This is a genomic window from Paenibacillus sp. AD87, from assembly GCF_001659845.1.
GTDB classification, from domain to species: domain Bacteria; phylum Bacillota; class Bacilli; order Paenibacillales; family Paenibacillaceae; genus Paenibacillus; species Paenibacillus marchantiae.
In genome coordinates this window covers 928,054-948,628 of sequence record NZ_LXQN01000007.1, presented here as the reverse complement: position 1 = coordinate 948,628, position 20,575 = coordinate 928,054, and the positions used below count along the sequence as shown (strand labels likewise).

Here is a 20,575-nt window from a genome sequence, read left to right as displayed (position 1 = left end):
TTCAGACCATCTTGTTGAACTCCTTTCGGAGTCTTTTAATGATTCTTTTTTCGAGACGAGAGATATAGGATTGGGAGATTCCAAGCAAATCGGCGACATCTTTTTGTGTCTTTTCCTCACCATCCGTCAAGCCAAAACGAAGCTCCATAATCATTCGCTCACGCTCGGTTAATTTTTCCAATGCTTTATGCAAAAGCTTCCGGTCTACCTGTTCTTCGATATTCCGATAGATTGTATCGTTCTCTGTACCGAGTACATCGGATAATAATAGTTCATTTCCATCCCAATCAATATTGAGTGGTTCATCAAAAGAAACTTCTGTACGAATTTTACTGTTACGTCTCAGGTACATCAATATTTCATTTTCGATACAACGGGAAGCATAGGTTGCCAGCTTAATTTTCTTTTCCGGGTCAAATGTATTAACGGCTTTAATCAACCCGATCGCACCGATAGAGACCAGATCCTCGATATTGATACCTGTATTTTCGAATTTGCGTGCGATGTATACCACCAGTCGCAGGTTCCGTTCAATCAGCATGGCACGGATCGCGGAATCTCCTGAAGACAACTTTTGCAACAAAAATTCTTCTTCTTCACGTGTTAATGGGGGCGGTAGCGCCTCACTGCCTCCGATATAATAAATCTCTTCACTTTTCAAACCAAGCAGAAATAATAAACGATAGTACTGCAGCTGCGCCACCAGTTTCCATTTTACAAGCATGTACGTTCCTCCTATACCACATTCAGCGGCTTTTCTGTTGCTCCCGCAGAGATAGCCGTAGACTGCGCAGAAGCAGCGTCTTGCACAAGCTCAGGGTGAATCACGGCCTGGTATTTTCCATCGGATGACAGTACGCCCCCGTCCAACCCTATTAATACCTTTGTCGTCTCATAACACATCTCATCCATCGTTACCTTCACCCGGTCTGGCTTCATCGCCAGCATAAATGCAGTTCCTTTGTTAATGCCTCGATAGGGTACAAGCCTTAAACGATCCTGCCAGTGGAAATCCTCCTGATCGAGCTCCATGATAAGGTTGTCCGGCGCCTCATCCTTCAACCTGCCCTTCCATGCAGCAGGCAGCATGTCTTGCCATAACGATACCTCCATTACCATGACGGGCATACGTGAAAGGGGGTCTGTGAGTTGATTTCCTGTATCCAGAAGGCCTGTACAAGAAATAGTCACATCATCAATAAAAACCTCCACTTTACCCAAGTACGTTGTCATTCGGTCTGTTTTTCGTTTTGAGCTCTGCACGGCTTTGAATAGAAAAAGCACGGCAAAAAAGACGACAAACGTGAACCAGAAGGCAATTTTCAAATCAAAAGACATTCCACCTGATGCCGTAAACCAAATGCCGTTGAACAATTCCCCAGAGCTCTGCAACATGTAGTGCACACCCAGAATTCCCCCTGCGGCGACAAAATTGATTACATAGAAGGTACCCAAGGTCCTCATAAATGCCTGAAGACCCTTAAACCCAAATGCAATACTCAGCATCACCAGAGACAATCCAAACTTGATCAAAAAGGTGAACATAAAATCAAACTCCGGTACAAACATCATGACCACGTACAGCGCACCCACGATCGCGGACAGCAACCATCGCCACCAGACCAGCTTCGTTTTGCGCATCCAGGCCGTCAGTCCGATGAGTGCACCGTCAATACACAGGTTCGTCAAAAAAATAAGATCCACATATACAACCACATTCTTCACCTGCCTGCGCGCAGCATATCGAAATAACGTTATCCCGATATTCATGAGCATATTCACAAGTATAAGGAGCTCACTTTTCAAAGTCTGTCTAATCATGGGGGGATCGTTCCAACTTTTTTTGTCGGAATTGCTCAGACCCGTTGTTCAGAATTTGTTCAATACGATATGATAGGATAATAAAAAAACAAAAAGACCCGGTTACTCCTATCAGGAGTACCGGGTCTTCATTGAAATCTATTGGAGTATTAATCGTTGTTATTATTGCGTGAACGATTGCGCAAAAATGTCGGAATATCCAGCTGATCATTACTCGGCTGATTTCCGAACGGACGCAGGTTCGGCGAACGGTTATCCGCAGGCTCACTTGCTGGAGCAGGTTTACGTCCTGGTGGGGGTGGAGCAGGTTTATCTTCAAAGCCGGTTGCAATGACCGTCACTTTGATCTCCTCTTTCAGATCCTCATCAATGATGGCACCAAAGATCATGTTCACTTCCGGATCGGAAGCTGAAGTAACAATCTCAGCTGCTTCATTGACTTCATACAGGGACAGGTTAATGCCACCCGTAATGTTCATGATGACACCACGTGCACCTTCGATGGACGTTTCCAGCAAAGGACTCATGATGGCTTTACGAGCTGCTTCAGCTGCACGGTTCTCGCCAGTCGATTCACCGATACCCATCAGCGCAGATCCACGCTCGTGCATGATCGTTTTGACGTCTGCAAAGTCAAGGTTGATCAGACCCGGTACAGCGATCAAGTCAGAGATACCTTGTACCGCTTGACGCAATACATTATCTGCTTGACGGAACGCTTCAAGCATTGGGGTCTTTTTGTCTACAATCTCAAGCAAACGATCATTTGGAATGACGATCAGCGTGTCCACTTTTTCCTTGAGAGCTTCGATACCTTGCTCTGCATGGCTGGAACGTTTACGTCCTTCAAATGTGAACGGGCGTGTTACAACACCCACGGTAAGTGCGCCGCACTCTTTGGCGATTTCGGCAATAACCGGAGCCGCACCTGTACCTGTACCGCCGCCCATACCCGCTGTAACAAATACCATGTCTGCACCTTTCAAGGTGTTCATGATCAAATCACGGGATTCTTCCGCTGCTTTTTTACCTACATCCGGGTTGGCGCCAGCGCCAAGACCACGGGTTAATTTATCACCGATTTGCAATTTATGCTCGGATTTCGCGAGGTGCAACGCCTGAGCGTCCGTATTTACCGTAATAAATTCTACACCTTGTACACCGTTTTCGATCATACGGTTGACTGCATTGCTTCCGCCGCCGCCTACACCGATGACTTTAATTTGAGCCAAGCTCTCCATCTCGAAATCAAATTCCAACATATTATTCCATCTCCCCCTCAATGTGCATGGATGGCCCGTCCAATTTTTGATTGAACCGAATCAATTTCATATATCGACGAACGAAAGCGTTTATTTTAGAACCAGCGCATTCAAACGGCTTCAAGAATTGTATGAAATGGATTCAACCTGTTATATAAATTCGCTGAACATATTTTTCAGCCGTTCGAACAGACCTGGTTTTTGCTCCGATTCCTGGGCCGCATTCGGCTTAGGACGGTTGGTCGGTTTTTTGTTGTTATTATTGTTGTTGTTATTTCCACCGCCGTTGTTGATCGAGGGACGAATACGCAAACTGCGGATTACACTGTGCAAAATGCCGACTCCGCTCGTGAAGCCAGGGTCACGCACACCGATATAATCCGGCACCGCAACTCGTACCGAAGCAGCAAGCTCATGCTGAGCTACCTGCAGAACACCCGGCATAGAGACCGTACCTCCCGTTAGTATATAACCTCCAGGAAGATCATTGTAACCAAGACGCTTCACTTCTTGAGAAATCATCTGGAATATTTCTTGAACCCTCGGTTCGATAATAGCCGCCAGATCCTCTTGAGAGAATTCCTTGTCTACGTTGCTGCCGATCCGTGTTACTTTGAACATGACATCCGCAGCAGCATCATCCAGCCATGCGCAGCCATATTTCAATTTTACCTTTTCGGCTTGATCTGTTAATGTGCGCAGACCATAGGCAATGTCATTCGTTACAAACTCCCCACCAATAGGCAGCGTTGAAGTTGCAACGAGACTGTCTTCTTCGAAGATGGCGATGGTTGTAGCCCCTGCTCCGATATCAACAAGCACGGAACCCATCGTTTTTTCATCCTTGGACAATGCCAGCTGACCTGCTCCAAGTGACATGAGTACCAAATCACTTACTTTCAGACCCGCTTTTTCCACGCAGCGCAAAAGATTATGTATCGCGGTTTTTGCACCCGTAATGATGGTCGCCTCTACTTCCAGACGAACACCAATCATACCACGGGGGTCCTGTATGCCCTCCAAGCCATCTACAACATACTGCTTGGCTACAACATCAATAATTTCCCGTTCCGGTGGAACCGCAATCACTTCGGCTGCTTTCAACACCCGCTCCATGTCTTCTTCTCCGATTTCACGATCCTCGTTAGACACTGCCACGACGCCGTGACTGCTCATCAGTCCGATATGATTTCCCGAGATTCCAACATATACTTCGGATATTTGAATACCTACCATACGTTCTGCATGATCCACTGCATTACGGATCGATTGCACCGTCTGATCGATATCTACGATTACACCTTTGCGAATTCCCTCCGAGTCGGCAGATCCAACTCCAATAATATTAAAGGTTCCATTATTCATTTCCCCAATAATAGCGCGAATTTTGGATGTACCGATGTCCAAACTAACAATGATGTCATTGTTGCTCAAGTCTGTGGCACCTCCTGACTCCAAATAGTAAAATACGTTCGGGTTTAAACACTCTTAAAATATATTCAACACACTTTAGGCTTTCCCTCTTTTTTCTACAATTTTTTTGGGTGCCAAGATCTGGTTGCGAGACATAAAACCTTGAAGAAAAAAGAAGGAGGCAACTCAAGTGCCATAAGTTCAAGTGTATCATTTTTTCTTCGTCTCAGAAAGAACAACTTTCATTGGATAAAAGGGGCTAAACCCCGATCCCGCCTGGTTTTGAATACTTCTCAACCGAATAAAGGCGGAAATCAGGGAGTTGCTCCTGGTTCAGCATCTTCTTCCGGGTTATCCGCAATGAAAGGCACGTACGTATCAGCCTCTAGCATCGTGATTTTCCCTGGCCGTTCCGTCTCAATGACCTGGTTGAGATACTCTACCTTATCGGACAATAGAGAAACAGTTGTAATCACTTCAAACTGTGACTTGGTATACATCCGAATCTGATCCGGGAATGAAGGTGTAGGATTCGGAATAATCTCTGAAATATCCGTCGTTAGTTCATTCGGGATCTTGGCCAACGCTTCACTCAGCTTGGCCTTGAGCGGATCATCCGCCTTCCACTGGGTCAGAATCGGTTTCTCAACCGCAACGCCAATGGTGGCAGGAACCGTTAAGCTTGTCCCGCTTGCCAGTATGGCTTTTAGCGTACCGTCAGAACCAAGTTCATACGCAACCGTTGGATATTCCTGCACCTTGATAAGAATAGTTCCAGGGAATTGTTTATCCACAGTTACGGTTGATATAGCCTTGATCGTTTTCAGCCGCTCAATCACATCAGCAGAGGTTGTCCCAAAAAACTGTTCGCCCTCCTTCAGACCGCTTTTCTCCAGCAGTTCCGAAGTTGTTGTGTATACATTACCCGTAATCTCAATTGCCGAAATCCGACTCATCGAAGAACGAAAAAAAAGTACAGCAAGTAATACAATAAAAAGAAGTAAAAGAATAAATACAATTTTACGGCTTGTGTTTCGTTTGGGCCGATTCTTCTTCAGAACCGGAATTTGACTTTTAGGCATAGGTCGCGCTCCACAAAGCCTCCGGCCCCCTTCCCTTAAGAAGGGGACTCAAAGGACGTTAATTGGCAAAATCCAGCTGCTTCGAAACGGGGGACTGTCGCTCAACCGAAGCTCCAAGACTCTGAAAGAGCTTCTCGATACGATCGTACCCTCTATCAATATGATGCACTTGCTCCACAACCGTTTTTCCCTGGGCAGCAAGGCCAGCAATGACTAGTGCTGCACCTGCACGCAGATCGGTTGCTTCCACTGTAGCCCCGTACAAACGGGGAACGCCACGGATAAATGCTGCATTCATGTCTACCGAAATATCGGCTCCCATGACATTCAGCTCATCCACATGTTTGAACCGACCCTCGAATACCGTTTCCTTCATCACACTGAAACCGTCTGCCAGACTGAGCAGCACCATAATTTGCGACTGCAGGTCTGTTGGAAATGAAGGATACGGAGAAGTCACAATGCGGTCTACTGATTTGGGACGGCTCATACAGCTCACCGTCATTATATCATTGCAGACTGTGATTTGAACACCAGTACGCTTCAACACATGTATAAGGGAAGTAAGATGAGCCGGATTGCAGTGTGTAAGCGTTACATTCCCTCTCGTTGCTGCGGCTGCAATCATCACCGTTCCTGCAACGATCCGATCAGGTATAATTTCGTATGAACAAGGCTTAAGTTTCTCCACACCATTAATGGTAATCGTATCCGTTCCAGCACCGATAATCCGTGCACCCATTGCATTCAGAAAATGTTGCAAATCCTGTATCTCAGGTTCTCTGGCTGCATTAAATATCGTTGTTGTACCCTCAGCCGTAACAGCAGCCATCATAATATTTTCTGTGGCTCCTACACTGGGGAAATCCAGATGAATGTCTGTACCCACCAGCTTGCTCCCGCGGCATATGATCTGCTGATCCAGCTCTTCAATCGAAGCTCCGAGCGTCTCAAGGCCCCGAAGGTGAAGATCAATTTTACGTTCCCCAATGGCACAGCCACCTGGCTGGTACACGGATACTTGCCCAAACTTAGCCAGCAATGGTCCCATCAAAAAAATGGAAGAACGCATCTGCTTCATGAGATCCTCAGGCACATCATATGACCGGATGGACGATGTATCTATCGTCACTGTTCCCTGTTCATGCCGACACGTGCATCCAAGTCGTTCCAGGATATACAGCATCACTTCAATGTCCAGCAAGTGTGGAACGTTGTGCAGCGTAACTTCTCCGTCTGCCAACAAACTTGCGGCCATAATCGGTAAAGCGGCATTTTTTGCTCCATGGATGCGTATGGATCCTGAGAGGGGTTTCCCGCCTTCAATCACCAATTTGTCCAATGTATCACCTCCGGGGTTTACCGTTCACCCACTACGAAGACTTCCGGTACCAGGTTAATACCGTTTTGAGATGATATAGTGTTCTGAATCTGCTGCATTAGGGTGATAACGTCCTCTGCTGTTGCTTGGCCTGTATTGACAATGAAATTGGCATGCATGGTGGATACCTGTGCGCCTCCTTGAGTCATACCCTTTAGCCCCGCTGCTTCAATCAGGCGGGCGGCATGATCACCAGGTGGATTCCGGAACACGCTGCCAGCACACGCCATCTGCAGTGGCTGTGTACGGCGTCTACGGTCTTTATAAGCCGCCATCGATTCCGAAATGACTTTGCGTTCTCCCTGCTGGAGTGCAAATGTAGCCTCCAACACGATACCTCTCCGGTCATGCAGAACAGAGTGGCGATAGGCAAATTCCATGTCCTCCTTGCTGTAACGTACCAATTCCCCTGTCTCCAGTACAATCTCAGCGAATTGAAATATCCGTGACACATCCGATCCATGGGCACCAGCATTCATATATACGGCTCCGCCGACCGTTCCGGGGATGCCGCTACCAAATTCCAAACCGGTCCACTCTTTCTTTGCAGCAACAACACTGAGTTTAACAAAGGAATGTGCCGCTCCGGCAGTTACCCCGCCCTCGTGAAATTCGGCATAATCAAAGCCTTCTCCCGGTTTCACGACAACTCCGCGTATTCCCTTGTCAGACACCAACATGTTTGAACCCCGTCCAAGCTGCATCCATGGGATCTGATGCTTGTGCAGCAATTGGATGAGATTGACCATCTGCTCCTTGTTTTCCGGTATGACCAGCGCATCTGCAGGACCGCCGATCTTCCATGTGGTGTATTTGGCTAGCGGCTCGTTTTCAAGAACTTTGCCGACATTGTTCTGGGATAGTAACGATATCCACTGCTGCATATTAACATCCTCCTTTACTTCAAAACCGATGAGCACGGCAGTTTTCGTTGCTGCAAGCCGTGTTGCGGCGCCATGGAACGATTGTCACGATTTATAGGGTATCTTATGTCAGTCCCGTCGTGTGTGTGACAATCGCCCAAAACGCACTTTAACGCCCTGCAGCAAGACGCCGAATCTCGCCCACAAGCACCTCGGCTGCATCAGGTTTCCCCAGTTCCCTGGAGGCTTCCGCCATCCTTTTGCGCGCCGCTTCGTCATTCATAATTCCAGCAATCGCTTTATATAGCGCCTGGCCTGTCAGATCCTTCTCCAGCATCGTAAGCGATGCACCGCCACCCTCAAGTGTACGAGCATTCGCCTCCTGATGATTATTCGTCACGTTAGGTGACGGAATCAGAATGGATGGAATACCTAGAGATGTAATCTCGGCAAGGAATGATGCCCCTGCACGATTTACAATCAGCGACGTGCATGCAAGAACCTCAGGCATATTGTGTACATAAGGCAGCACATGCAGATGATTTGGCATCGTTCCAAGGGAACTGCGGATCGCTTCACGCGTTTCATCAAAATAAGAATCACCAGTCACATAGACCACGTGCACATCTTCAAGCTTGGCCAGCATCGGTGCCATATCCACCATGGCTTTATTGATTGCTTTCGCACCACGGCTACCACCAACCACAAGAACAACTCGGCTGTCCATGGGTACACCCAATGTCGCAAATCCACGATCGCGGCTAGCTTGGGCTACCGTTGTAGCCCTTGGATTACCGGTATACACAACCCTTTTGGCTCCAGAGAATGCTTTCTCCGAACCCTCAAAACTAACAGCTACCGTGTCCACATACCGGGTAAGGAACTTGTTAGTTAACCCGGGAATGGCATTCTGCTCATGAATAACACTTGGAATACCAAGTTTGGCTGCTGCATATACGACAGGCCCACACACATAGCCCCCCGTACCGATGACAACATCGGGTTTGAATTCCTTGAGCATTTTCTTGGCTTTGCGAACACCTTGCAGAAATCTCATCACAGTCTTCACGTTGTCAAAGGACAATTTCCGGCGAAAACCTGTAATGTCAATCGATTGAAACGGAATATTTTCTTGTGGCACCAGTTTACTTTCCAGTCCACGGGTACCACCGATATATAAAAATGTCGAGTCGGGATTCTCCGCCTCACATTGCCTTGCTATAGCAACGGCCGGATAGATATGCCCACCGGTACCGCCGCCGCTTAGAACGACTCGCATCGTACATTCACCTCGCATAACGGGATAAGTTCAATAATATGCCTAGCGCTGTTAACATCAAGGTCAGAGATGAACCGCCATAACTGATGAGCGGGAGCGTAATCCCCGTAACCGGCATAAGCCCGATCACGACACCAATGTTGATAATGACCTGCACAGCCACCATACCCACAATACCTACACCCAGAAGGCTGCCAAAAGCATCCGGTACCGTCATCGCTACGCGCATCCCTCTCCACACCAGGACCAGAAACAGCAATAATACAATCATTCCACCAATGAAGCCTAGCTCTTCTGCCAAAATGGAAAAAATAAAATCCGTTTGTGGCTCGGGTACGTAGCTGTATTTTTGTCGACTCATACCCAGCCCCAAGCCCGCAAGTCCTCCAGGGCCGATCGCATATAAAGATTGAATAATCTGATATCCGGCACCAAGTGGATCAGACCACGGGTCCAAAAAAGCCGTTATTCGCTGCAATCTGTAGGGAGCTGCCGCAATCAGTCCGGCAAACCCTGCTATACCGCCGAGGGCAAGCAGTGATAGATGTTTCATCCGTGCTCCTGCTGTGAAAATAATCAGCATCGATGCACCCATCATCACGGTGCCTGTCCCCAAATCGGGCTGAAGCATAATAATACCAAAGGCCAAACCAATCAAGCCGAGCGGTGGCAGAAGCCCCGTCGTGAACGTTTTGATTTTGCCAGGTTCCTTGCTTAGCCAGTGAGCGAGAAACAGGATCATACCCAGTTTCATGAATTCTGAAGGTTGTATGCCGAACGAGCTAATGCCCAACCAGCTTCGTGCCCCTCCCCGAACCACTCCGATGCCAGGAATCAGCACCGCAATCAGCATTATAAAACAGGCAATCAGTATAGGCTTTGCATACTTTCTCCAGACCCGGTAGTCCACATTTGCCGTAACAAACATGGCAGCAAGTCCAAGTCCGGCGAACAGCAGCTGTCTTTTGACAAAGTAAAATGAATCACCGTAGTCATGAAAAGCAAGCACCGAGCCCGCACTGTATACCATAATAATGCCGATGGCAAGCAATGCCAGAATACAAATTAGGAGCCAGAAATCCGGCGCCGGTCGCGTCTGTTTCATCAGGAGGCCACCCCTTGCATGGAAGTAGGGGCTTTTCCACCCCCCTACTTACAAGTTATGCGCCGCCTCTTTAAAAATGCGTCCCCGCTCTTCATAGGAAGGAAACATGTCCCAGCTTGCACACGCCGGTGATAACAAGACCACATCACCTGGAGCTGCAAACTGTGAAGCTTCCTGCACGGCAGCGGTTAACGTCCGGGCAGCGTCCTCCTCATTATCGACGACCTTAATTTGCTTTAATCCCGCCAGTTCCGCGACCTTGGCAATTTTCTCTCGTGTCTCTCCAAGAGCAACCACAGCTTTCACCCGCTCCTGGAATAATGGCAGCAATTCCATCATGTCTGAACCACGATCCAGTCCTCCGGCAATGAGCACGACCGGTTCCTTGAAGGAGTTCAGCGCCATTACGGTTGCTTTGGAGTTGGTCGCTTTCGAATTGTTGTAATAGCCCGCTCCATTATGTTCAAGTACATATTCAAGACGGTGTTCAACCCCCTTGAAGTCAGCCAGAGGCGCAGCAAGCACAGATGGATCGGCTCCAGCGGATACAGCAATAGCTACTGCTGCCAAGGCATTTCCCACATTAAATCGTCCTGGTATTCCGATGTCTTCCACATCAATAATGACATGATGGTTGCCCTCACCGTCTACATAGATCACCTGGCGCTTCACATCATCCTCTTCCCCATCCACGTATGGAGGATCGGCATATACCCCTGCTTCAAGCTTCTCTGTCAGTGAGAATGGGAGCAGTCTTGCTTTGATATAAGGAACCAGTCCGCGACATACCGGGTCATCCCAGTTCAGGATAGCTACATCCTCCGGTTGCTGGTTGGAGAACAATTTGGCTTTGGAAGCCACATAATCATCCATGTCTCCATGATAATCCAAATGAGTCTCCGCCACGTTTAGCAAACTTGCAATGCGTGGACGGAAATCGGATGTGCCTTTCAGTTGGAAACTGCTAAGCTCCACCACCATCCAGTTATCCGCAGAAGCCTGCTCTGCCGCCTCACACAATGGCGTTCCAATATTACCGGCAACGATCGGTTTCAAACCGGCAAGCTCCAACATGTTGCCTACCCACGTTGTTGTGGTTGTTTTCCCGTTAGAGCCCGTGATCCCGATCATAGGCGCAGCGCATAGATGGTAAGCTACCTCCACCTCAGTCACCACTTCTATGCCTAAGGCAAGTGCCTGTTGCACAGGAGGTGCCTGATAAGTAATGCCCGGATTTTTGACTACAAGCTTCACATCACTATGAATCAGATCGTCCGGATGTCCCCCGCATACAACAGAAATTCCCAAAGCCTCCAATTCGGATGCTTCGGGACACTGTTCTCTCTCTTTTTTATCATTAACTGTAACGATTGCGCCGGCACGATCCAGTACTTTGGCGACCTGCACGCCGCTTTTGGCCAGTCCAAGCACGACCACTTGTTGTCCACGATATGATTCAGGATGATTCATTGTTTACAACCCCTTGTTGAGATAAAGTCCGAGAGCGGCCAAAACGGCACCTACCGCCCAAAAAGTAATGACAACTCGCCATTCCGACCAGCCACTCAGTTCAAAGTGATGATGAATCGGGCTCATTTTGAATACACGTTTGCCACGAGTTTTGAAAGATACTACTTGAATGATAACGGACAGGATTTCGATGACGAAAATACCGCCAATGATGACAAAAAGAAGTTCTGTCTTCGTCACAATCGCGACGGCACCAATCGCACCACCAATTCCGAGTGAGCCTGTATCTCCCATAAACACTTTGGCCGGGTGTGCGTTATATACCAGGAATCCAAGTACCGCACCAATCATCGCCGCCGCACATACCGCTGCTGGCATGGATGTTGCCTGCATCGCCACAATGGCAAATGCCCCAAATGCGATGGCGCTCACGCCGGACAGCAAGCCGTCCAGACCATCGGTAAAGTTAACTGCATTCGTGATGGCAAGCATCATGAATACCACAAACGGATAGTAGAACCATCCCGTCCAGTCGAAGGAGACTGATGTACCTGGAATCGATATGGCTGTGCTGTGTCCATTCTGGATAAGCAAATAGCACATCACTGCACTGAAAAACAACTGACCAATCATCTTTTGTCTAGCCGTCAGCCCCAGTGAACGTTTGAATACAATCTTGATGTAGTCATCCAGGAAACCGATCAGACCGAAGCCGAGTGTAGCCACCAGCAGGACGTAAAAGTCCGTATTTTTGACCGCTGAAAATTTCAAAAAGGCCAATGTGAACGCGAGTAAAATAACTACTCCGCCCATTGTAGGTGTTCCGCTTTTTTTCAGATGGCTCTGTGGCCCATCTTCGCGAACCTGCTGTCCGAACTTCATTCGACGCAGCAATGGAATCAAGAGCGGTGCAGCAATCACCGCCAAAATAAATGAAACACCGATTGTTAACAGTAATACCTGAAAATCCATGGGTTCACCCCTCTAGTCTACTCTATTCTGTAATGGAGCTATTTTTAGCGCTTCGACCACATCCTCAAGCTTCATGCCTCGGGAGGCCTTAAACAAGACAACATCTCTGGATTGGAGATTCTTCAGTAGATATCGGGTCAATTCTTCCTTGCTCTCAAAAGTGTGTACGGCTTCTGCTGGCATGTTTTGTCTTGCTCCTTCTGCGATACTCGCAGATAAAGGGCCATAAGCCAGCACCATATTCATTTTGTCGGGTGTAATATATTCACCGATTCCCCGATGGAGCTCATGCTCCTGAGGCCCCAGTTCTAGCATATCACCGAGCACGGCAACTTTGATCCGATACCCCTTAAGGCCCTCCAGCACATCCACAGCGGCTTTCATGGAGGTTGGACTAGCGTTGTAAGCATCATTGAGCATGGTCAAACCACTGACCCCGTTAATAATCTCGATGCGCATGCCGGTTAATTTCAGACGTGACAGTCCTGCTACAATCTGTTCAGCAGCCACTCCAAAATGACGGGCAACCGCTAATGCAGCAAGACAGTTGACCACATTATGTGTCCCCAATAATGGCAGTGTAAGAGCATCCTCTCCAGACTGCTTGGTTGTAAACGCAACCCCACTCTGTGCATTCATAATTCCAGTAGGATAATCATCGTTATCCGTCTGCAAGCCAAATGTATACCGTTGAAGTCCTTCAGGCAGCTTAGTCGCTGGCTCCGCCAGAACCTGCTCAATCAACGGTTCGTCGCCGTTGTATATCAGCAATCCACCTGGTTTCATGCCAGCAGCAATTTCAACTTTTGCCCGAGCAATCTCCAATCGAGATCCCAGTTGAAGTAGATGGGATTCACCAATATTCGTGATGATTGCGACATCCGGCTGGGCAATTAAAGATAATTCTTCAATCTCTCCTCGGCCGCTCATGCCCATCTCCAGAATTACGATCTCAGTGTCTGGTTCCATGCTAAGTACGGTAAGCGGCAAACCAATATGATTATTGAAATTGCCTTGGGTCTTATGCACTTTGAACGTGGTAGACAGAATGGCATCCACAATGTCCTTTGTTGTTGTTTTACCATTGCTGCCTGTAATGCCTACAACGGAGGCCTTGTTTTCTTTTAAATAGGAGGACGCAAGCTCCTGCAATGCAACCAGGGTATCCTCCACAATAATCACAGCACCTTGAGGTGCAGCTCCATGATCCTTTTGCCATAAAGCTCCGGCAGCGCCCTTCTCTACACAGGTTTGCACAAATTCATGTCCGTCAAACCTTTCGCCAACAAGCGGGATAAAGAGACTGTCTTGAACGGGCTTACGCGAATCTGTAAATACACCTTCAACACCAACATCACCATAAGCAGCAATGTCAGTTAGTGTTCCTCCACACATCTCGGCCAATTGTGCCAATGTTCTTTTTATCAATTGGATTTGCCCCTTATCGCTTCTTTCGCTATGATCCGATCGTCAAAGTCCGTCTTGGTTGTGCCGATGATTTGATAGGTCTCATGCCCCTTGCCCGCAATCAATACTACATCGGCAGGGCTTGCCATTTCAATAGCTTCATGAATCGCCTGGCGCCGATCCACAATCATCGTATAACGGTCAGGTTGAATGGCATCTTCAATCAAGCCCTGTTCAATATCCTTGAGAATCAGATCGGGATCTTCTGTCCGCGGATTGTCGGAAGTAACAAATACGATATCGCTATACTTCGCAGCAATTTTACCCATTAGAGGCCGCTTCGTACGATCTCGGTCACCACCACATCCAAATACGCAGATCACACGGCCTTCAGCAAATTCCTTCACCGTCCGCAATACGTTCTCCAGGCCATCTGGGGTATGAGCATAGTCAACAATGACTGCAAACGGTTGTCCTTCGTCAACAGCCTCAACACGTCCATCTACGCCAGGTACCGTCTCCAAACTACGTTTGATCTCCTCCAGCGGAATGTCTTCAACCAGAGCAGCAGCGATGGCAGCCATTGCGTTGTACACATTGAATTTGCCTACCATCCGTAAACGAATATCAGTGCTGCCTCTGAATGTGTCTACATGGAAAGAAGTCCCCTGCGAGGTAATTGAAATCTGGGATGCGCGTACATCCGCATTTTCCTCCATGCCGTATGTAATGACTTCAGCTGCCGTTACAGATATAAAATAAGCTGCTGCGGGATCATCTGCGTTGATCACTGCAAATTTGCGCTTGGAAGCATCTGCGGTATATCCGTTACCCAACCGTGCAAAGAACAGTCCTTTCGCTCCGCGATATTCTTCCATGGAATGATGGTAATCCAGATGATCCTGCGTCAGATTGGTAAATACGGCCGTACGGAATTCCGTCCCCTTCACCCGACCTTGCTCCAAAGCGTGGGATGAAACTTCCATAACACAACAGTCCGTGCCTGCTTGAACCATATCATTCAGACTGCGCTGTAGATCAAGTGCTTCCGGTGTAGTGCCTGACATCGGGTACGTGCGCCCATCATAACGCATTTGAATGGTCCCGATTAATCCTGTTTTTTGACCAAAGTCACTCATGATTTTTTCAATTAAATAGGTGGTCGTTGTTTTTCCGTTGGTTCCCGTTACACCAATCATATTCATCTTGCGGCTTGGTGAGTCAAAAAAGGAATCTGCCAGTACAGCCATGGCGAAACGGCTGTCTTTTACCAGCAACTGCGGAACAGGCAGATCCAGCTCTCGTTCCACAACCAGAGCGACAGCTCCAGCGTTTACAGCCTTCTCAGCATAGTTATGTCCGTCAACCGTATGTCCTGGAAGACAGATAAACAGATCTCCCGGTTGTACCTGGCGAGAATCTGTCTGTAGGTTTTGACATTCTGTATTTGTTTCGCCAATGACACGGGCGGTTGTTAGCATTGATGAAAGTTGTTTTAAAAGCACATGAATAACCTCACTTTTTCCAAGTTTACTTCAATTTCAACAGTTCTCTGTAATCATTAATATCGTAAACACAGCCAATTAATGAAACGCAACTCAGTGCATTTTGTTGCGGTGGGGATCAAGAGCCCCATCAGGGCTCTTGTCCTTCCTCCTTGGTATGATCATGAATATCATTCAGAACATTACCCATATAGATGCGTATAGTAGAACCCTGATCAACCCGTGCTCCTGGTTTTGGAGCCTGGTTAATGACATATTTCCCACTGCCGGATTTGGCCAGCATAAAGTTCATATTCAGATCCTCATACAGGTCTTCGACCGTAGCTCCTGTCAGATCGGGAACCGTCACGATTTTGGTTTCTCCATACTTGTATTCTTTGGCTACCTGATCCTTTCGAACCGGAACATTCATATAATGCAGCGCATCCTCCAGAATGTTCTGTACGATCGGTGCGGCAACCACGCCGCCGAACTGAATCCCTTTCGGGTTATCCACCGCAGTATACACAACAATCTGCGGATCATCCGCTGGAGCAAAACCGATAAAGGATACAATATGCTCGGTAGAGGAGTAACGTCCATTGATTACCTTCTGGGCCGTACCCGTTTTTCCGCCAACCCGGTATCCATCAATAAACGCCGGACGTCCCGTACCCTTGGCGACGACACTCTCAAGTGCTTCACGTACTTGCTTGGACGTATCTTCCGAGATGACTTGACGAACCAGTTCCGGCTTGGCCTCTTCCATCACTTCACCCGTTTCGGGATGAACCCAAGCCTTTGTAACATATGGCTTGTATAGTTTACCACCATTAATAGCTGCTGACACAGCCGCTACTTGCTGAATTGGCGTAACGGATACCCCCTGACCAAAAGCAGTGGTCGCAAGCTCCACAGGACCGACCCGTGACAGTTTGAACAGAATCCCGCTGGCCTCACCACTCAGATCTATGCCTGTTTTGGTGCCAAAACCGAAGTCTTTAATATAGGAGAATAATGATTCTTTGCCCAGCCTCTGACCCAGTGCAACAAATCCAGGGTTGCAGGAGTTCTCCACGACTTGGAGGAAGGTCTGACTTCCATGGCCGCCCTTTTTCCAGCAACGCAGGCGAGCGCCTCCAACTTCAACAAATCCGGGATCATAGAACTGATCCTGCGTCAGATTTACTTTTTTCTCTTCAAGTGCTGCTGCGAGCGTAATAATTTTAAACGTTGAACCCGGTTCGTACGTCATCCAGATCGGTAAATTCCGGTTGTATACATCGGCCGGATATTGCTGATAATCGGCTGGTTCGTATCCGGGTCTACTGGCCATGCCAAGGATTTCACCCGTCTTAGGGTTCATTGCAATGGCAAGCGCCGAGTTGGCCTGGAACTTGACCATAGCCTGATCCAGCTCGCGTTCCATGATGGACTGAATCGATTTATCAATAGTCAGCTTGAGGTTCAGACCATCCTTCGGTTCCACATACTTCTCAGATGAGCCCGGCATTAGCCTTCCGGCCGCATCGGACAAGTAGGACACACTGCCATTCAAACCGTTCAGTTTATCATCATACTTTTTCTCCACACCCGTTAAGCCCTGATTATCAATACCCGTAAAACCAAGAATATGAGCCGCCAGATCATCATAAGGATAAAAGCGTTTATTATCCTCAGCAACAACGATACCCGGAAGCTTCAAATCACGGATGTGCTGAGCTTTCTCCATCGTAATTTTGCGGCCACCGGGTTGTAGTCGTACAATTAGTTCTCTTTTCTTGATGGTTGCCAGCACTTTCTCTTCGGTCATCCCCAGCAAAGGAGCCAGTGCTCTTGCTGTTGTCTCCGCTTCCTTGACCTGGGCAGGAATCGCCATAATGGTTGGTGTGGTTATATTGTAGGCGAGAGAGGTTCCATTTCGATCCAGGATCTCTCCCCGTTTGGCTGAATAAGGAATATTCCGCCGCCACGACTCTTCCGCTTTCGCAGAGAGTTCCGGTCCTTTCCCTAACTGTACATAAGCAAGCCTGATTACCAAGGCTGAGAATAACAGAACTAAAATAACTAAACTCCATAACAACCTGCGCCGCAGATTTACGCTTGACCCCTTCACGAAAAGATCCCCCCACTCGTCCCAAAATCATGATTGTGTTCAATTCATGAATATTCAGGACAACCGGGGGTTAGAACAAGCTGTCTGTGATCTCTATGGAAGCGAAGCCCCGTCCGAAGTGTTACCAGACGATTTTGTCTCATTTGAAGGTGAATTTGTAGTATCCGTTTTACCCGTTTCTTCGGTGTTCCCCGTTCCATCAGCTGCTCCCTGATTATTAGTCTCGTCCCCTAATGCTGGATCAGAAGACTCGGGAGCTTCATCTGCTATACCGGTAACTGCCGCTTTGGCCGTCTGCAGCACAAGCTCAACCGTTCTCTGTTCGCCTGCCACCTGCTCCGTTTGCTTCACCACATATCCTTCACCTTTAACGGTTACGCCCACTTTCATGAGGGAGAGCACTTCAAGTGCATCTCGTAGAGATTCGCCAGTCAGATCAGGGATCTTCATTTTGCTGCTCTCTTCGGTCAAAAGGTAGATTCGTTGGCCAGGATTCATGGCTGCACCCGCCACAGGATACTGGCGAATGACATTTTCACCCTGACCAAGCGTCTCATAGGCAATTCCTGCGTTCAAAAGTTGGCTTCTAGCCTGTTTGGCTGTCTTGCCTGACAGATCAGGAGCTTTAGATTGAACGACCGGCGTTGTTTTTGACTTTTTGTCAGTGGTCTTTACTGTATCTTTGGGAACTCCCATGTATTGAAGAGTCTGGCTCACAATCTTCTTGAATACCGGAGCAGCTGCAGTACCTCCGCCAATATTGGAACCATCAGGCTGGTCAATCACAATTAACATCGCGATTTTGGGATTATTTACAGGTGCAAATCCGATAAACGAAACGACGTCTTTGGATTTACTGTATGTCCCATTCACAACTTTTCTTGCCGTACCCGTTTTACCAGCCACACGGTATCCTTCGATATAAGCATTGCGCCCTGTACCAATCGTTTGGTCGGCTACAACCTGTTCCAGATACCCGCTCACCAGTTTGGAAGATTCCTTGGAAATGACCTGACGAACGACCTTCGGCTTGATTACTTCTGATGTACCGTCATTCGGGTTAATAATTTCCTTTACCAGATGCGGTTCCATAAGTTTGCCACCGTTGGCAATGGCCGAAATGGCTGCTACCTGCTGGATTGGCGTTACCTGTACAAGACCATGACCATATGCTGCTGTGGCAATTTCCGATTTATAAACCAGCGGCTTGATTGGTGAAGCCGATTCACTCGGCAGATCAATGCCCGTCTTTTTACCAAAACCGAATTGGTCTATGTAATGACGTAAACGTTCACCGCCAAGCATGTTATAGCCCAGATTAACAAACGCAATGTTACTTGAACGTTTAACACCTTCCAAGTAGGAAATCCGGCCATAGGCGTGACCGTTATCACTAATTGGGTAGCCACCGATATAGACTCGCTTGGATTCAAACGTAGCATTCGGATCAAACAGCTTCTCTTCAACCGCACCCGCCAGAGTAACAATTTTAAAAGTAGACCCTGGTTCATAGATGGATTGTATCGCATGGTTGATAAAATTTTTCTGATCCGGCGTTTCCCCATACGTATTAGGATTAAAGGTCGGCCAATTGGCCATACCAAGAATCTCCATCGTATTGGGATCTGCTGCAATGACAGTCATGCTCAGTGGATTGTACTGGGCTACCGCTTCTTTCATTGCATCTTCGATGTAGTACTGAATTGTATCATCAATCGTCAGCTTCAAGTTACTTCCATTCTGCGGTGGTAGATAGTTGTCCTGGGAATCAGGCAGCTTGTACCCTTTGGCATCTTTCTGGTAGTTCAGATAACCATCTGTACCTGTAAGCTGTTCATCATAGGAGACTTCAAGTCCGTTAACCGCTTTGCCATCACGGCTCATGTATCCCAGCAGATGAGAGGCGAGCGTTTCTTCCGGATAAAATCGCTTCGACTCCTGTGTCATGACAATCGCGTTTTTAGCCTTGTAGTCATCCTGAAGTTTTTCGCGAAATTCGTCTACTTTAGCAGCGAGTTCAGGGCTAATTTTATACCCTTCACTGCGCACTTCACGTTGTTGAAAGAATGTCCCATCTTTCTTTTTGGCTGTTACAAGTGCGCGCATTTCACTCTCGCTTTTACCCAATAAACTAGATAATTTGTTAATAACCACATCTTCAATCCCAAGTTTATTAATCATCTCCGGGTTTACAGATACCGTGTAAGCAGGTGCATCTGTGGCCAGGATGTTACCATTGCGGTCTGTGATTGTCCCTCGACTGGCCTTGATGGTTTGTTCACGTTCGACCAAACCAGCTGCTCGCTCCTGCCAAATACCGCCATTAACAACCTGAATAAAAAATATGCGGGTTATTAATACAAGAAAAAAGAGGGTAATACATCCCCCTATAAGCAGCGTGCGCATCTTTATTCTTTTTACCATCGGTACACCTCTTTTGCTTCAGCACTTTGTATGGATTGATACAAAATGTTCTACTTATTTGCTGTATCCGAGGACGATTCAGTACCTGTCGAGTTCTTTGCACTTGTTGAGCGAGGTACAAAAATGACATCCTTACCGGAAGCCTCAACATAACCAAGTTTGCGAGCATTCTCGATGACCAGATTGTTCAGTTTTTCTTTCTCCACTTGCAAATCTGCAATCGTTTTCTCTGCGTCTCTCACATCAGACAACGTCGTCTGTGCCTGCTTATTCAGATCATAGATGTGAGCGTAACGCGACATCATTACACCACCCACAACAATGACTGCAACCAGAGTAATCAGATACAAAAATTTCTCGCGTGCCGGAAGACCGGTACGACGGGTCACCACTTTGGTAGTTTCCTTGTACCGTTGCTGGGCCACACGTTCTTGGGACGCTTTTTCTTTCACTGCCAGATTACCACGTGTATATGCCATACTCCGACTCTCTCCTC

General features: G+C 47.7%; 16 protein-coding genes. All 16 read right to left on the bottom strand.

Annotation, left to right across the window (positions count from 1 at the left end):
• Window position 1 precedes the first annotated feature (1 nt).
• A complete protein-coding gene (gene sigE, locus gpAD87_RS04285; RefSeq protein WP_017687308.1) occupies window positions 2-724 on the bottom strand; it encodes an RNA polymerase sporulation sigma factor SigE in 723 nt (240 codons plus the stop codon).
• Between the two features lie 11 nt (window positions 725-735).
• Window positions 736-1,716 (bottom strand): sigma-E processing peptidase SpoIIGA, encoded by a 981-nt coding sequence (gene spoIIGA, locus gpAD87_RS04280; RefSeq protein WP_063567038.1) that lies wholly within the window; start codon window positions 1,714-1,716, stop codon window positions 736-738.
• Between the two features lie 254 nt (window positions 1,717-1,970).
• Window positions 1,971-3,083, bottom strand: a complete 1,113-nt coding sequence (gene ftsZ, locus gpAD87_RS04275) for a cell division protein FtsZ (RefSeq protein ID WP_064636455.1) — start codon at window positions 3,081-3,083, stop codon at window positions 1,971-1,973.
• A gap of 150 nt (window positions 3,084-3,233) precedes the next feature.
• On the bottom strand, window positions 3,234-4,517 hold the full coding sequence (gene ftsA, locus gpAD87_RS04270) for a cell division protein FtsA (protein ID WP_063566981.1): 1,284 nt from the start codon (window positions 4,515-4,517) through the stop codon (window positions 3,234-3,236).
• Between the two features lie 293 nt (window positions 4,518-4,810).
• Window positions 4,811-5,578 carry a cell division protein FtsQ/DivIB gene (locus gpAD87_RS04265; RefSeq protein ID WP_064636453.1) on the bottom strand — a complete coding sequence of 256 codons (768 nt, stop codon included), beginning with the start codon at window positions 5,576-5,578 and terminating at the stop codon, window positions 4,811-4,813.
• 58 nt (window positions 5,579-5,636) lie between these two features.
• On the bottom strand, window positions 5,637-6,920 hold the full coding sequence (gene murA / locus gpAD87_RS04260; protein WP_064636451.1) for a UDP-N-acetylglucosamine 1-carboxyvinyltransferase: 1,284 nt from the start codon (window positions 6,918-6,920) through the stop codon (window positions 5,637-5,639).
• A 17-nt stretch (window positions 6,921-6,937) separates the two neighbouring features.
• Entirely contained in the window at window positions 6,938-7,843 is a 906-nt protein-coding gene (murB, locus tag gpAD87_RS04255; protein ID WP_064636449.1) for a UDP-N-acetylmuramate dehydrogenase, read from the bottom strand.
• A 148-nt stretch (window positions 7,844-7,991) separates the two neighbouring features.
• Window positions 7,992-9,101 (bottom strand): undecaprenyldiphospho-muramoylpentapeptide beta-N-acetylglucosaminyltransferase, encoded by a 1,110-nt coding sequence (murG, locus tag gpAD87_RS04250; protein WP_064636447.1) that lies wholly within the window; start codon window positions 9,099-9,101, stop codon window positions 7,992-7,994.
• Window positions 9,102-9,108: 7 nt separating this feature from the next.
• Window positions 9,109-10,206: a stage V sporulation protein E gene (gene spoVE / locus gpAD87_RS04245; protein ID WP_064636445.1), complete on the bottom strand. Its 1,098-nt coding sequence runs from the start codon at window positions 10,204-10,206 to the stop codon at window positions 9,109-9,111.
• A gap of 48 nt (window positions 10,207-10,254) precedes the next feature.
• Window positions 10,255-11,676 carry a UDP-N-acetylmuramoyl-L-alanine--D-glutamate ligase gene (gene murD, locus gpAD87_RS04240; RefSeq protein ID WP_064636443.1) on the bottom strand — a complete coding sequence of 474 codons (1,422 nt, stop codon included), beginning with the start codon at window positions 11,674-11,676 and terminating at the stop codon, window positions 10,255-10,257.
• Between the two features lie 3 nt (window positions 11,677-11,679).
• Complete coding sequence (gene mraY / locus gpAD87_RS04235; RefSeq protein ID WP_064636441.1) at window positions 11,680-12,648, bottom strand: phospho-N-acetylmuramoyl-pentapeptide-transferase; 969 nt, start codon at window positions 12,646-12,648, stop codon at window positions 11,680-11,682.
• 12 nt (window positions 12,649-12,660) lie between these two features.
• The gene (locus gpAD87_RS04230; protein ID WP_064640741.1) at window positions 12,661-14,073 is read right to left on the bottom strand and encodes a UDP-N-acetylmuramoyl-tripeptide--D-alanyl-D-alanine ligase; all 1,413 of its coding nucleotides are present in this window, start codon (window positions 14,071-14,073) and stop codon (window positions 12,661-12,663) included.
• Complete coding sequence (locus gpAD87_RS04225; protein ID WP_064636439.1) at window positions 14,073-15,560, bottom strand: UDP-N-acetylmuramoyl-L-alanyl-D-glutamate--2,6-diaminopimelate ligase; 1,488 nt, start codon at window positions 15,558-15,560, stop codon at window positions 14,073-14,075. Before gpAD87_RS04225 ends, gpAD87_RS04230 begins: the two co-directional genes overlap by 1 nt.
• 130 nt (window positions 15,561-15,690) lie before the next feature.
• The gene (locus tag gpAD87_RS04220) at window positions 15,691-17,655 is read right to left on the bottom strand and encodes a stage V sporulation protein D (RefSeq protein ID WP_064636437.1); all 1,965 of its coding nucleotides are present in this window, start codon (window positions 17,653-17,655) and stop codon (window positions 15,691-15,693) included.
• A gap of 93 nt (window positions 17,656-17,748) precedes the next feature.
• A complete protein-coding gene (locus gpAD87_RS04215) occupies window positions 17,749-20,079 on the bottom strand; it encodes a penicillin-binding transpeptidase domain-containing protein (protein WP_064636435.1) in 2,331 nt (776 codons plus the stop codon).
• A 50-nt stretch (window positions 20,080-20,129) separates the two neighbouring features.
• Window positions 20,130-20,558 carry a hypothetical protein gene (locus tag gpAD87_RS04210; protein ID WP_064636433.1) on the bottom strand — a complete coding sequence of 143 codons (429 nt, stop codon included), beginning with the start codon at window positions 20,556-20,558 and terminating at the stop codon, window positions 20,130-20,132.
• Between the last annotated feature and the right edge of the window lie 17 nt (window positions 20,559-20,575).